The organism is Paraburkholderia sp. J11-2, assembly GCF_905220185.1.
Lineage (GTDB): Bacteria > Pseudomonadota > Gammaproteobacteria > Burkholderiales > Burkholderiaceae > Paraburkholderia.
Genome location: NZ_CAJMYY010000021.1, coordinates 21,165 through 34,327 on the forward strand (window position 1 = coordinate 21,165; position 13,163 = coordinate 34,327).

Here is a 13,163-nt window from a genome sequence, read left to right on the forward strand (position 1 = left end):
CTCGGTATTACTGTGACAGCGGCAGTTTCGACACTGCGACGTGGGAGAGGAGGTTTTCCACGGAAACGTGCATCACATCGGTAAAGGGCTTCGGGTAGATGCCCATGAAAAGCGTAAACAGCGCGAGCACCGCAAGCATGAAGTATTCGCGACTGTTGATGTCCTTCAGCTCGCGAACATGGTCGTTCGCGACGGCGCCGAAGTACACCCGCTTGTACATCCACAACGTATAGGCCGCGCCCAGGATCAGCGTGAACGCCGCCCCGAAAGCGATCCAGAAGTTGTACTTCACGGCAGCCAGAATCACCATGAATTCGCCGACGAATCCAGAGGTGCCCGGCAGACCGCAGTTGGCCATGGCGAACAGCATGACCAGCGCCGCGAACTTCGGCATGGTGTTGACCACGCCGCCGTAGTCCGCGATATCGCGTGTGTGCATACGGTCATACAGCACACCGATGCACAGGAACATGGCGCCCGAGACGAAGCCGTGCGAGATCATCTGGATGATCCCGCCTTCCATCGCGAGCTGGCTCGACGGGCCGAACATAAAGAAGCCGAGCGTGACGAAGCCCATGTGGGCGATCGACGAATACGCGACCAGCTTTTTCATGTCCGACTGCACCATCGCCACGAGGCCGATGTAGATCACAGCGATCAAGGACAGCGTGATGATGACCGGCGCCAGGTAGTGACTCGCGTCCGGTGTGACCGGCAGCGAGAAACGCAGGAAACCGTACGCGCCGAGCTTGAGCATGATCGCGGCCAGCACGACCGAGCCGCCCGTGGGCGCTTCGACGTGCGCGTCCGGCAACCACGTGTGGACCGGCCACATCGGCACCTTGACGGCGAACGCGAAGAAGAACGCGACGAACAACAGGATCTGCGGCGTCATGGCGATCTTCGCGGCCTGCCACGAGGCGAGGTCGAAGGTCCCGGTAATGCGGTACAGGTACAGCAACGCGACCAGCATGAGCAGCGAGCCGGCCAGCGTGTAGAGAAAGAACTTGAACGCTGCGTACACACGGTTCGGTCCGCCCCACACGCCGATGATGATGTACATCGGAATGAGCGTGGCTTCGAAGAACACGTAGAACAACAGACCGTCGGCGGCGCAGAAAACGCCGATCATGATGCCCGACAGGATGAGGAACGACGCGTAATACTGCGCAACGTTCTTCGTGATGACCTGCCAGCCGGCGATCACGACGATCACGGTGATGAGCGCCGTGAGCACGACGAACCACATCGCAATGCCGTCGACGCCCAGGTGATACGCAATGTTGAACCGCTCGATCCAGACCGTCTTCTCCTCGAATTGCAGCGAAGCCGTAGTCGTATCGAAGCCCGTAACGAGCGGGATGGTGACGAGGAAACTAAGCACCGAACCGATGAGTGCGAGCCAGCGGTCCGCACTCGGATTCCGACGGGAACCCACTACAAGAACGATGATGCCGAATACGATCGGCATCCAGATCGCAATACTGAGAATCGGAGTTGCGTGCATGCGTTTCCTCGTCTTATTTTGCCTTATTTGCCGCTGAGCGTTACAAACAGGGTGAGGAGGCCAAGCATGCCAATAATCATGGCAAATGCGTAGTGGTAGATATAGCCGGATTGCAGGAAACGAATGACAGTTGCAAACCAGCCGATAAACTTGGCGCTCCCGTTTACGACGCCGTCGATCACGACGACATCGCCCTCCTTCCACAGACCGCGACCGATAGCGACTGCTCCGCGAGCGAAGACGATTTCGTTGATCTTGTCGAGGTAATACGCGTTTGCCAGCAGCTTGTAGACCGGCGCGAACGTACGCGACACGACGGTCGGCAGATCCGGGCGCTTCATGTAGAAGAACCACGCCACCACCACACCCGCGAGTGCGAGCCACACCGGCAGACCCGAGAACGCATGCGCGCCCATCGCGGCCCAGCCCTGGAATTCCTTGCCCATTTCCGCGAGCGCTTCGTGGTTCTCGCCAACGAAGATGACGTTCTGGAACGCCACGCCATGCGAGAAGAAGTCACCGAAGAGCAGCGGCTGGATCGCGAACGCACCGGCGATCACCGAGGGGATCGCGAGCAGAACGAGCGGCACCCAGATGACCCACGGCGACTCGTGCGGCACGTGCACGTGGTGTTCGTCGTGGCCATGGCCATGCCCGTGGGCGGCTTCGATCGCCATCGGCGATTCGGGATGCTTCGGACCGCGGAAGCGCTCTTCACCGTGGAACACGAGGAAGTACATGCGGAACGAGTACAGCGCCGTGACGAACACGCTTGCCACCACTGCGAAGTACGCGAAGCCCGAACCCGGCAGGTGCGAGAGCTTCACGGCGTCGATGATCGAATCCTTCGAGTAGAAGCCCGAGAAGAACGGCGTGCCGATCAGCGCGAGCGAACCGACGAGCGACGTGATCCACGTAATGGGCATGTACTTGCGCAGGCCGCCCATGTTGCGCATGTCCTGGTCGTGGTGCATGCCGATGATGATCGAACCCGCGCCGAGGAACAGCAGCGCCTTGAAGAACGCGTGCGTCATCAGGTGGAAGATCGCGACCGGGTAAGCCGACACGCCGAGCGCGACCGTCATGTAGCCGAGCTGCGAGAGCGTGGAGTACGCGACCACGCGCTTGATGTCGTTTTGCACGACGCCAAGGAAACCCATGAAGAGCGCGGTGATAGCGCCGATCACAACGATGAACGAAAGTGCCGTTTCCGAAAGCTCGAACAGCGGCGACATGCGCGCGACCATGAAGATACCGGCCGTCACCATGGTTGCCGCGTGAATCAGCGCGGAGATCGGCGTCGGGCCTTCCATCGAGTCCGGGAGCCAGACGTGCAGCGGGAACTGCGCCGACTTACCCATCGCGCCGATGAACAGGCAAATACACGCAACGGTGAGCAGGTTCCACGAGGTGCCCGGGAACGTCAGCGCGGAGAGCTCATGACCCCGCGCGAAGATGTCGTTGTAGTTCAGCGAGCCGCCGTACGCGAGCAGCAGGCCGATGCCGAGCAGGAAGCCGAAGTCGCCCACGCGGTTCACGAGGAACGCCTTCATGTTCGCGTAGATGGCGCTTTCACGCTTGAAGTAGAAGCCGATCAGCAGGTACGAGACGAGACCCACCGCTTCCCAGCCGAAGAACAGCTGCAGGAAGTTGTTGCTCATCACGAGCATCAGCATCGAGAACGTGAAGAGCGCGATGTACGAGAAGAAGCGCTGGTAGCCCTCTTCTTCCGCCATGTAGCCGATCGTGTAGATGTGGACCATCAGCGACACGAAGGTCACGACGACCATCATGAGCGCCGTCAACGAGTCGATGAGGAAGCCGACTTCGAACTTCAGGCCGCCTACCGACATCCATTCGTAGACCGTTGCGTTGAAGCTCGCACCGCCCATCACGTCGAACAACGTGATGCACGACAGCACGAACGCAATCGCGACGCCAAGAATGGTCACCGTATGCGCGCCCGCGCGCCCGACCGTCTTGCCGAACAAACCGGCAATGAGAGAACCGGCGAGTGGCGCCAGCGGGATCGCCAGCAATAAGGTTTCGTTGAGTGTTGTTGCCATAGCAGCCTGCCTTAGCCTTTGAGCTGATCGAGGTCCTCGACGTTGATCGTGTCGAGGCTGCGGAACAGAGTCACAAGAATAGCCAGACCAATCGCGGCTTCCGCTGCCGCAACAGTTAGCACGAAGAACACGAAAATCTGTCCGTGAACGTCACCGAGGTAATGCGAGAACGCGACGAAGTTCGTGTTCACCGCCAACAGCATCAGCTCAATCGCCATCAGGATGATGATGACGTTGCGCCGATTGAGAAAAATGCCAACGATCGAGATCGCAAAAAGGATCGCGCCGAGGACGAGGTAATGGGCCAGTGTCAGCATGGTTCGCTCCTTCGCGCTTAGCTCTTCGTTGCCGGTGCAGCCGCGGGTGCGGCGCTCGCGCCTGCCGCGGGCGCAGCCCCGGCTTCGGCTTGCGCCGGTTCCGCCGGCTCCGGCACTTCGACGACCGGCTGCATCTTCACGAGGCGCACGCGGTCCTGGCGACGCACGCTGACCTGCTTCGACACGTCCTGACGCTTCGAATCTTTCGGCTCGCGCACGGTCAGCGCGATGGCCGCGACGATCGCCACCAGCAGCACGAGGCCGGCGACTTCGAAGGCGAAGATGTAGTCGGTGTAGATGATCTTGCCGATCAGGTGCGCGTTCGAGATCGCGGCGGCGGCAGCCGGCGTGGTGTCGGGCACCGGCGTGCTCGTCGCGCCGTAGCCGTGCCACAGGATCAGCGCGGTTTCGATCACGATGATCGCGCCCACGATGGTCGCCACCGGGATGAAGCGCTTGAAGTCGCGGCTCAGCACGTCGATGTTGATGTCCAGCATCATCACCACGAACAGGAACAGCACCATCACCGCGCCCACATAGACGAGCACCAGCAGGATCGCGAGGAATTCAGCCTCGAGCAGCATCCAGATCGCGGCCGCGTTGAAGAACGCGAGCACGAGGAAGAGCGCAGACGCGACAGGATTGCGCGAAGTGATCACCTTCAGCCCTGACAGCGTGAGCAGCAGCGCGAAGATGTAGAACAGGACGGTCGTGAATTCCATGATTACTGGTTCATCGTTGAGGCCTTCGTGAAGCGGATTGCGCGGCGCAAACTGGCGGCCAGACCAGGGAGCGTCGCGCCGCGGCGGTCAGGCTGCGGTAACTCGCGGGCGTTCAGCACACGCGTTCCCCACAGCCGGCCCGGACCGCGGGCCGATGCAGCGTCAAACTGAAAGATCAACGGTACGGTGCATCCGCTGCCTTGTTCGCCGCGATCTGGGCTTCATAGCGATCGCCAACGGCCAGCAGCATATCCTTCGTGAAATACAGATCGCCGCGCTTCTCGCCGTGATACTCGAGAATGTGCGTTTCGACGATCGAGTCGACCGGGCAGCTCTCTTCGCAGAAACCGCAGAAGATGCACTTGGTCAGGTCGATGTCGTAACGCGTCGTGCGGCGCGTGTTGTCCTCGCGCACTTCCGATTCGATCGTGATCGCGAGCGCGGGGCACACGGCCTCGCACAGCTTGCACGCGATGCAGCGCTCTTCGCCATTTTCATAGCGGCGCAGCGCATGCAGACCGCGAAAACGCGGGGAAATAGGCGTCTTTTCTTCCGGAAACTGCACCGTGAACTTGCGCTTGAACGTGTAACGACCCGTCAGCGCGAGGCCCTTGAGCAGTTCGGTCAGGAAAAACGTCTTGAAGAAGTTTTGGATAGCGTTCATGGTTGTGTTCGCCCCTTATTTCCAGATGCTCAACGGCGACATGTACCAGAAGCCGACCACGATCAGCCACACGATGCACACCGGAATGAACACCTTCCAGCCGAGACGCATGATCTGGTCATAGCGATAGCGCGGGAACGTCGCGCGGGCCCAGATGAAAACCGACAGCAGGCAGAAGACCTTCAGCACCAGCCAGAACACGCCCGGGATGAAGTCGAGGAACGCGAACGGGGCGCTCCAGCCGCCGAGGAACAGCACCGAGGCGAGCGCCGAGATCACGATCATGTTGATGTACTCGGCGAGGAAGAACAGCGCGAACGCCATACCCGAGTAATCGATCATGTGACCCGCGACGATTTCCGACTCCCCTTCCACCACGTCGAACGGGTGGCGGTTCGTTTCGGCAAGGCCCGAGATGAAGTAGACGACGAACATCGGCAACAGCGGCAGCCAGTTCCACGAGAGGAACGTGATGCCCCAGCTCGCGAACATGCCGCGCATCTGGCCTTCGACGATCACCGAAAGATTCAGGCTGCCCGACACCATCAGCACGACGACGAGCGCGAAGCCCATCGAAATTTCGTACGACACCATCTGCGCCGCGGCGCGCATGGCGCCGAGGAACGCGTACTTCGAGTTCGAGGCCCAGCCCGCGAGAATCACGCCGTAGACGCCGATCGACGAGATCGCCATCGCGTAGAGCAGGCCCGCGTTGATGTCGCCGAGCACCGCGCCCGCCTGGAACGGAATCACCGCCCAGACCGCGAAGGCCGGCACCACCACCATGATCGGCGCGACCATGTAGATCCAGCGGCTTGCCTGCGCAGGCTGAATCACTTCCTTCAGGAGCAGCTTCAGCACGTCGGCGATCGGCTGCAGCAGACCTGCCGGGCCCACGCGGTTCGGACCGAGACGCACGTGCATCCAGCCAATCAGCTTGCGCTCCCAGAGGATCAGGTACGCGACGCACAGCAGGATCACCACCGCGACGACGAGAATGCGCACCAGTGCCCACACGGTGGGCCAGGCCACGCCGAGCAGTTGGCTGCCGCCTGCATTGATCGTATCGAACAAGCTCATTTACGCCTTCTCCACCAGCAGTTCACCGAACAGGCTGCCGAGTTGCGCACCGGCAGGCGTCGCCGCCGACACGCGCACCACCGTCGGCGCAAGATTCGCATCGCGCGTTGCAGGCGCCGTCACCGACAGATCGCCCTGGCGCACGCGCACGGCGTCGCCTTCCTTCAGGCCGAGCTGGTCGAAGTATGCCGCCGGCAGGCCGATCGCGTTCGCCACGCGGGCAGCCGTGGTGAGCTGCAGCGCTTCGCCGCGGCGCACGATGGGATCGGCGTGGTAAATCGGCACGTCGGCGATGCGTTCGAAGCGGCCTTCCGCGGCTTTCGCGAGGCTGCCGCGCGCAATCGTAGCGCTGGCCTTGTTCGACAGACGGCCTTCGAAGCTGCCGTCGCCGATTGCCTTGCGGCGCACTTCTTCAGCCGTGTCGTACTCGAAGCCCTTCGCGCCCAGCAGCGTGCCGAGCACGCGCAGGACCTTCCACGCCGGACGCGTGTCGCCGAGCGGGCGCACGACGCCGTTGAACGTCTGAGCCGTGCCTTCGGCGTTGATGAACGTACCCGAGGTTTCCGTGTACGGCGCGATGGGCAACAGCACGTCCGCGTAGTCGAGGCCCGTCTTGTACGGCGAGAACACGGCGACCATTTCGGCCTGCGCGAGCGCGGCGCGCGCGGCTGCCGGGTTTGCCGTGTCGAACTCCGGTTCGACGTTGAAAAGCAGATAGCCCTTGCGCGGCTGCTCGAACGCTTCGCGTGCGTTCAGGCCGTCGCGGCCCGGCAGTGCGCCGGCAATGTGCGCGCCAACCGTGTTGGCGGCTTCCGTGAGGAAGCCAAGCGTCGCGCCCGTCATTTCGGCGATGAACTGCGCAGCGGCATGCAGGCGCGAGAATTCCGGATGCTGAACCGCGGCGTTGCCGAGCAGGACGTAGCGGCGTTCGCCGCTCGCGAGCGAGGCGGCAACTTGCTTAGCGGCTTCAGTGGCCTGTGCGCCTGCGAAGCCTTCCGGCAACGCCACGCCCTTCGCTTGCGCAACAGCCGCTGCGATTGCAGCAAGTTCGTCGAGCCATGCCGAGGGCGCGGCGACGATGCGCTGCGCGTTCGGGATCAACGAGCCGTCAGCCGTGGCTTGCAGGAAGCTGACCTGTGCACCGCCCTTCGCGGCCTGGCGCAGACGCGCGGCGAACAACGCGTGATCGCGGCGCAGGAACGAGCCGATCACGAACGCCGAGTCGGCGTACGAGAGTTCGGCGATCTTCGTGCCGAGCCACGGCGCGCCTTCCAGCGGCGCCGAGAAGTCGCTCTGGCGCAGGCGGAAGTCGACGTTCGGCGTGCCGATCGCGTCCGCGAACTGCTTCGCGAGATACAGTTCTTCGAGCGTGCTGTGCGGGCTTGCGAGCAGCGCAAGCTGGTTCTCGCCGTGCTCGTCGCAAATGCCCTTGATGCCCTTGACGACGTATTCCAGCGCGGTCTGCCAGTCGGTCTCGATCCACTCACCGCCCTGCTTGATCATCGGGCGCGTGAGACGCTCTTCGCTGTTCAGGCCTTCATACGAGAAGCGGTCCTTGTCCGAGATCCAGCATTCGTTGATGGATTCGTTCTCGAACGGCAGCACGCGCATCACGCGGTTGTTCTTCACCTGCACGACGAGGTTCGCACCCGTCGCGTCATGCGGGCTTACCGACTTGCGACGCGACAGTTCCCACGTACGCGCCGAGAAGCGGAACGGCTTGCTCGTGAGCGCGCCGACCGGGCACAGGTCGATCATGTTGCCCGAGAGTTCCGAGTCGACCGTCTTGCCGACGAACGAGGTGATTTCCGAGTGCTCGCCGCGGCCGAGCATGCCCAGCTCCATCACGCCGGCGATTTCGTCGCCGAAGCGCACGCAGCGCGTGCAGTGGATGCAGCGCGACATCTCTTCCATCGAGATGAGCGGACCGACGTTCTTGTGGAACACCACGCGCTTTTCTTCGCTGTAGCGCGAGGCGGACTTGCCGTAACCGACGGCCAGATCCTGAAGCTGGCATTCGCCGCCCTGATCGCAGATCGGGCAGTCGAGCGGGTGGTTGATCAGCAGGAATTCCATCACGGCTTGCTGACCCTGCACAGCCTTGTCCGACATGGTGCGCACGACCATGCCTTGCGACACCGGCGTCGCGCACGCGGGCACGGCCTTCGGCATCTTCTCGACATCGACGAGACACATCCGGCAGTTGGCCGCGATGGAGAGCTTCTTGTGATAGCAGAAGTGCGGGATGTACGTGTCCACGCGCTGAGCAGCCTGGATCACCATGCTGCCCTCGGGCACCTGCACCTTCTTGCCGTCTATTTCAAGTTCAACCATGATGGTTAATCGTCCCTAACCTGTTGCCGCTCAATTTCACAGCGGTCTACCCCGTTGCGTCGTGCTACGCGGTTCGAACACAACACACTGTCCTTCGCCCCTTAGGCGGCCACCGTTTCCGAGGCCGCGTGCGAGCCGGCATGACCGCCGACGAGACAACGCTTGTTGTGCACGTGATATTCGAATTCGTCCCAGTAGTGCTTGAGCATGCCGCGCACCGGCATGGCTGCCGCGTCGCCGAGCGCGCAGATCGTGCGGCCCATGATGTTGCCGGCCACCGAGTTCAGCAGGTCCAGGTCTTCCTGGCGGCCCTCGCCGTGCTCGATGCGGTTCACCACGCGATACAGCCAGCCCGTGCCTTCGCGGCACGGCGTGCACTGGCCGCACGACTCTTCGTAATAGAAGTACGAGAGGCGCAGCAGCGAGCGCACCATGCAACGCGTTTCGTCCATGACGATGACCGCGCCCGAGCCGAGCATCGAGCCCTGCTTGGCGATGGCGTCATAGTCCATGTCGGTCTGCATCATCAGGTCGCCCGGAATGACCGGCGCCGACGAGCCGCCCGGAATCACCGCCTTCAGCTTCTTGCCGCCGCGCACGCCGCCGGCGAGCTCCATGAGCGTCGCGAACGGGGTGCCGAGCGGGATCTCGTAGTTGCCCGGACGCTCCACGTCGCCCGAGATCGAGAAGATCTTCGTGCCGCCGTTGTTCGGCTTGCCGAGTTCCATGTACGTTTGCGGACCCACGGTCAGCAGGAACGGCACCGCGGCGAAGGTCTCGGTGTTGTTGATCGTCGTGGGCTTGCCGTACACGCCGAAGCTCGCCGGGAACGGCGGCTTGAAGCGCGGCTGGCCCTTCTTGCCTTCGAGCGACTCCAGCAGCGCGGTTTCCTCGCCGCAGATGTACGCGCCATAGCCATGGTGAGCGTGCAGCTGGAACGAGAAGTCCGTGCCGAGAATGTTGTCGCCGAGATAGCCCGCCTGGCGCGCTTCTTCCAGCGCAGCCTCGAAGCGGCGATACACCTCGAAAATTTCGCCGTGGATGTAGTTGTAGCCCACGGTGATGCCCATCGCGTACGCGCCGATGGCCATGCCTTCGATCACGCTATGCGGATTCCAGCGCAGGATGTCGCGGTCCTTGAACGTGCCCGGCTCACCCTCGTCCGAGTTGCAGACGAGATACTTCTGCCCCGGGAACTGGCGCGGCATGAAGCTCCACTTCAGGCCCGTCGGGAAGCCCGCACCGCCGCGGCCGCGCAGACCGCTCGCCTTCACGTCGGCGATCACCTGCTCAGGCGGAATCTTTTCTTCGAGAATACGGCGCAGCTGCTTGTAGCCGCCGCGCGCGACGTAGTCTTCGAGATGCCAGTTCTCGCCGTTGAGGCCCGCGAGAATCAGCGGTTTGATGTGACGGTCGTGCAACGAAGTCATTTCGAAAGCTCCTCGAGCAGCTGGTCGATCTTCGCGCGGCTCATGAAGCTGCACATGCGGTGATTGTTCACGAGCATCACCGGTGCATCGCCGCAGGCGCCCATGCACTCACCTTCTTTCAAGGTGAACTTGCCGTCGGGCGTGGTTTCGCCGAAGTCGATACCGAGCTTCTGCTTCAGGTATTCGGCGGCGCTTTCCGAGCCGCCTTCCGGGCCGAGCTGGCACGGCAGATTCGTACAGAGCGTGATCTTGTGCTTGCCGACAGGCCTCGTCTCGAACATCGTGTAGAACGTGGCAACTTCCTGGACCGCGACAGGCGGCATGCCGATGTACTCGGCCACGAACTGCATGATTTCGGGGGACAGCCAGCCATGCTCTTCTTGAGCCACGGCCAAAGCCGCCATCACGGCGGACTGTCGCTGATCGGCGGGGTACTTCGTCAACGCGCGATCGATTTCTTTCAGGCCTTCAGCTGAGATCATTTTCAGACACGACTCTTTCAATTCCTACCGTTTCTATTCCCGCCACACAAACACCCGCCGCGCGTTAGCCAACCTGCTCGCTGCGACGGACGTGGCGTTCCCGGTATTTCGCAGAGCGCCCTTCTTGACCGGGCGCACTGCCAGTTTGCTACTTAGCGATCAATCTCACCGAACACGATGTCCTGCGTGCCGATGATCGTGACCGCGTCGGCAATCATGTGGCCGCGCGCCATTTCATCGAGCGCGGACAGGTGGGCGTAACCCGGCGCACGGATCTTCAGACGATAAGGCTTGTTCGCGCCATCCGACACCAGGTAGATGCCGAATTCACCCTTCGGATGTTCGACGGCAGCGTACGCCTCGCCTTCGGGCACGTGGAAGCCTTCCGTGAAGAGCTTGAAGTGGTGAATCAGCTCTTCCATGTTCGACTTCATGTTCACGCGCGAAGGCGGCGCAACCTTGTGATTGTCGATCATCACGGGGCCGGGATTCTTGCGCAGCCACTCAATGCACTGTTTCGCAATGCGTGTGGACTGGCGCATTTCTTCAACACGCACGAGATAGCGGTCGTAGCAGTCGCCGTTCACGCCCACCGGAATGTCGAAGTCCATCTGGTCGTAGACTTCATACGGTTGCTTCTTGCGCAGATCCCACTCGATGCCCGAACCGCGCAGCATCGCGCCCGTGAGGCCCAGCTGCATGGCGCGCTCGGGGCTCACCACGCCGATGCCTACCAGGCGCTGCTTCCAGATACGGTTGTCGGTGAGGAGCGTTTCGTACTCGTCGACGCAACCCGGGAAGCGCGTGAAGAAGTCGTCGATGAAGTCCAGCACCGAGCCCTGGCGCGCCTCGTTCATGCGGGCGAGCGCCTTCTCGTTGTGGATCTTCGACGCCTTGTATTGCGGCATCGCGTCCGGCAGATCGCGATACACGCCGCCCGGACGATAGTAAGCCGCGTGCATGCGCGCGCCCGAGACCGCCTCATAGACGTCCATCAGGTCTTCGCGCTCGCGGAACGCGTAGAGGAACACCGCCATCGCGCCGACGTCGAGTGCATGCGAGCCGATCCACATGAGGTGGTTCAGCACGCGCGTGACTTCGTCGAACAGCACACGGATGTACTTCGCGCGAATCGGCACTTCGATGCCGAGCAGCTTTTCGATGGCGAGTACATAGCCGTGCTCGTTGACCATCATCGACACGTAGTCGAGACGGTCCATGTACGGCACCGACTGGATGAACGTCTTGCTTTCGGCGAGCTTTTCCGTCGCGCGATGCAGCAGACCGATGTGCGGATCGGCGCGCTGGATCACTTCACCGTCGAGCTCGAGCACGAGGCGCAGCACACCGTGCGCTGCCGGGTGCTGCGGGCCGAAGTTGAGCGTGTAGTTCTTGATCTCTGACATGCGACCCTCTTAGTGTTTCTTCAGACCGCCGTAGCGATCTTCGCGGATCACACGCGGCGTGATCTCGCGCGGCTCGATCGTGACGGGCTGGTAGACCACGCGCTTCTGCTCCGGGTCGTAACGCATTTCGACATAGCCCGAAACCGGGAAGTCCTTGCGGAACGGGTGGCCGATGAAACCGTAGTCGGTCAGGATGCGGCGCAGGTCGGGGTGGCCTTCGAAGACGATGCCGAACAGGTCGAACGCCTCGCGCTCGTACCAGTTGGCCGAATTCCAGATCTCGACGAGCGAGGGCACGATAGGCACTTCGTCGTCCGGCGCGAACACGCGCAGACGCACGCGCCAGTTGTTCGCGAGCGAGAGCAGATGCGACACCGCGGCGAAGCGCGGGCCTTCCCATGCGCCGTCACCGAAGGTCTGATAGTCGACGCCGCACAGGTCGATCAGTTGCTCGAAGCGCAGCGAGGGATTGTCGCGCAGCTCCTTGGCCACCGCGAGGGATTCGCCTGCCTTGACGACGAGCGTCAGTTCGCCGAGCGCCTCGGTGAGGCTGACGATGCGCGCGCCAAGGGCCGCTTCGAGGTTCGCTTTCAGGGTCTCGAGTTTGCTTGCCATATTGTGGGGAGGCACGCGGCCTTTATTGACGGGCGATGGTGCTGGTGCGGCGAATCTTCGCCTGCAACTGGATCACCCCGTAGACCAGGGCTTCCGCTGTCGGCGGGCATCCCGGCACATAAACGTCGACCGGCACGATGCGATCACAGCCGCGCACGACCGAATACGAATAGTGGTAGTAGCCGCCGCCGTTGGCGCACGACCCCATCGAAATGACCCAGCGCGGCTCGGCCATCTGGTCGTAGACCTTGCGCAGCGCGGGCGCCATCTTGTTGCACAGCGTGCCGGCGACGATCATGACGTCCGACTGACGCGGGCTCGGACGGAACACCACGCCGAAACGGTCAAGGTCATAACGGGCCGCGCCCGCGTGCATCATCTCGACCGCGCAACACGCCAGACCGAACGTCATCGGCCACAGCGAGCCGGTGCGCGTCCAGTTGATCAGCTTGTCAGCCGTGGTGGTGACAAACCCTTCCTTCAAGACCCCTTCGATACTCATGTGCTTTCCACTCCAGACGGACAGCCCACAGTTTCCCC

Annotated in this window: 12 protein-coding genes; all 12 read right to left on the reverse strand. The window is 62.3% G+C overall.

Going from position 1 to position 13,163, the window contains the following annotated elements; translation table 11 throughout:
- Window positions 1-7 precede the first annotated feature (7 nt).
- Window positions 8-1,507: an NADH-quinone oxidoreductase subunit M gene (locus U5A57_RS26800; protein ID WP_321914659.1), complete on the reverse strand. Its 1,500-nt coding sequence runs from the start codon at window positions 1,505-1,507 to the stop codon at window positions 8-10.
- 23 nt (window positions 1,508-1,530) lie between these two features.
- Window positions 1,531-3,573, reverse strand: coding sequence for an NADH-quinone oxidoreductase subunit L (nuoL, locus tag U5A57_RS26805; protein WP_321914660.1), 2,043 nt, complete (start codon window positions 3,571-3,573; stop codon window positions 1,531-1,533).
- An 11-nt stretch (window positions 3,574-3,584) separates the two neighbouring features.
- On the reverse strand, window positions 3,585-3,890 hold the full coding sequence (gene nuoK / locus U5A57_RS26810; RefSeq protein ID WP_006052894.1) for an NADH-quinone oxidoreductase subunit NuoK: 306 nt from the start codon (window positions 3,888-3,890) through the stop codon (window positions 3,585-3,587).
- A gap of 17 nt (window positions 3,891-3,907) precedes the next feature.
- A complete protein-coding gene (locus U5A57_RS26815; RefSeq protein ID WP_321914661.1) occupies window positions 3,908-4,612 on the reverse strand; it encodes an NADH-quinone oxidoreductase subunit J in 705 nt (234 codons plus the stop codon).
- A 175-nt stretch (window positions 4,613-4,787) separates the two neighbouring features.
- Complete coding sequence (nuoI, locus tag U5A57_RS26820) at window positions 4,788-5,276, reverse strand: NADH-quinone oxidoreductase subunit NuoI (RefSeq protein ID WP_069265275.1); 489 nt, start codon at window positions 5,274-5,276, stop codon at window positions 4,788-4,790.
- A 15-nt stretch (window positions 5,277-5,291) separates the two neighbouring features.
- On the reverse strand, window positions 5,292-6,356 hold the full coding sequence (nuoH, locus tag U5A57_RS26825; RefSeq protein ID WP_321914663.1) for an NADH-quinone oxidoreductase subunit NuoH: 1,065 nt from the start codon (window positions 6,354-6,356) through the stop codon (window positions 5,292-5,294).
- Window positions 6,357-8,690 (reverse strand): NADH-quinone oxidoreductase subunit NuoG, encoded by a 2,334-nt coding sequence (gene nuoG / locus U5A57_RS26830; protein ID WP_321914665.1) that lies wholly within the window; start codon window positions 8,688-8,690, stop codon window positions 6,357-6,359.
- A gap of 101 nt (window positions 8,691-8,791) precedes the next feature.
- Window positions 8,792-10,120 (reverse strand): NADH-quinone oxidoreductase subunit NuoF, encoded by a 1,329-nt coding sequence (gene nuoF / locus U5A57_RS26835; RefSeq protein WP_321914666.1) that lies wholly within the window; start codon window positions 10,118-10,120, stop codon window positions 8,792-8,794.
- Window positions 10,117-10,602 (reverse strand): NADH-quinone oxidoreductase subunit NuoE, encoded by a 486-nt coding sequence (gene nuoE / locus U5A57_RS26840; protein ID WP_321914667.1) that lies wholly within the window; start codon window positions 10,600-10,602, stop codon window positions 10,117-10,119. Before nuoE ends, nuoF begins: the two co-directional genes overlap by 4 nt.
- 152 nt (window positions 10,603-10,754) lie before the next feature.
- Complete coding sequence (locus U5A57_RS26845; protein WP_133182092.1) at window positions 10,755-12,008, reverse strand: NADH-quinone oxidoreductase subunit D; 1,254 nt, start codon at window positions 12,006-12,008, stop codon at window positions 10,755-10,757.
- Window positions 12,009-12,017: 9 nt separating this feature from the next.
- Window positions 12,018-12,623 carry an NADH-quinone oxidoreductase subunit C gene (locus U5A57_RS26850; RefSeq protein WP_321914668.1) on the reverse strand — a complete coding sequence of 202 codons (606 nt, stop codon included), beginning with the start codon at window positions 12,621-12,623 and terminating at the stop codon, window positions 12,018-12,020.
- 22 nt (window positions 12,624-12,645) lie between these two features.
- Window positions 12,646-13,125, reverse strand: a complete 480-nt coding sequence (locus U5A57_RS26855) for a NuoB/complex I 20 kDa subunit family protein (protein ID WP_027819582.1) — start codon at window positions 13,123-13,125, stop codon at window positions 12,646-12,648.
- Between the last annotated feature and the right edge of the window lie 38 nt (window positions 13,126-13,163).

What these genes read in the sequence shown, in the direction of transcription:
- nuoH (WP_321914663.1), bottom strand. Translation starts at nt 6,356, where the DNA reads ATGAGCTTGTTCGATACGATCAATGCAGGCGGCAGCCAACTGCTCGGC.
- U5A57_RS26815 (WP_321914661.1), bottom strand. Translation starts at nt 4,612, where the DNA reads ATGGAATTCACGACCGTCCTGTTCTACATCTTCGCGCTGCTGCTCACG.
- U5A57_RS26850 (WP_321914668.1), bottom strand. Translation starts at nt 12,623, where the DNA reads ATGGCAAGCAAACTCGAGACCCTGAAAGCGAACCTCGAAGCGGCCCTT.
- U5A57_RS26800 (WP_321914659.1), bottom strand. Translation starts at nt 1,507, where the DNA reads ATGCACGCAACTCCGATTCTCAGTATTGCGATCTGGATGCCGATCGTA.
- nuoL (WP_321914660.1), bottom strand. Translation starts at nt 3,573, where the DNA reads ATGGCAACAACACTCAACGAAACCTTATTGCTGGCGATCCCGCTGGCG.
- nuoE (WP_321914667.1), bottom strand. Translation starts at nt 10,602, where the DNA reads ATGATCTCAGCTGAAGGCCTGAAAGAAATCGATCGCGCGTTGACGAAG.
- U5A57_RS26845 (WP_133182092.1), bottom strand. Translation starts at nt 12,008, where the DNA reads ATGTCAGAGATCAAGAACTACACGCTCAACTTCGGCCCGCAGCACCCG.
- U5A57_RS26855 (WP_027819582.1), bottom strand. Translation starts at nt 13,125, where the DNA reads ATGAGTATCGAAGGGGTCTTGAAGGAAGGGTTTGTCACCACCACGGCT.
- nuoG (WP_321914665.1), bottom strand. Translation starts at nt 8,690, where the DNA reads ATGGTTGAACTTGAAATAGACGGCAAGAAGGTGCAGGTGCCCGAGGGC.
- nuoK (WP_006052894.1), bottom strand. Translation starts at nt 3,890, where the DNA reads ATGCTGACACTGGCCCATTACCTCGTCCTCGGCGCGATCCTTTTTGCG.
- nuoF (WP_321914666.1), bottom strand. Translation starts at nt 10,120, where the DNA reads ATGACTTCGTTGCACGACCGTCACATCAAACCGCTGATTCTCGCGGGC.
- nuoI (WP_069265275.1), bottom strand. Translation starts at nt 5,276, where the DNA reads ATGAACGCTATCCAAAACTTCTTCAAGACGTTTTTCCTGACCGAACTG.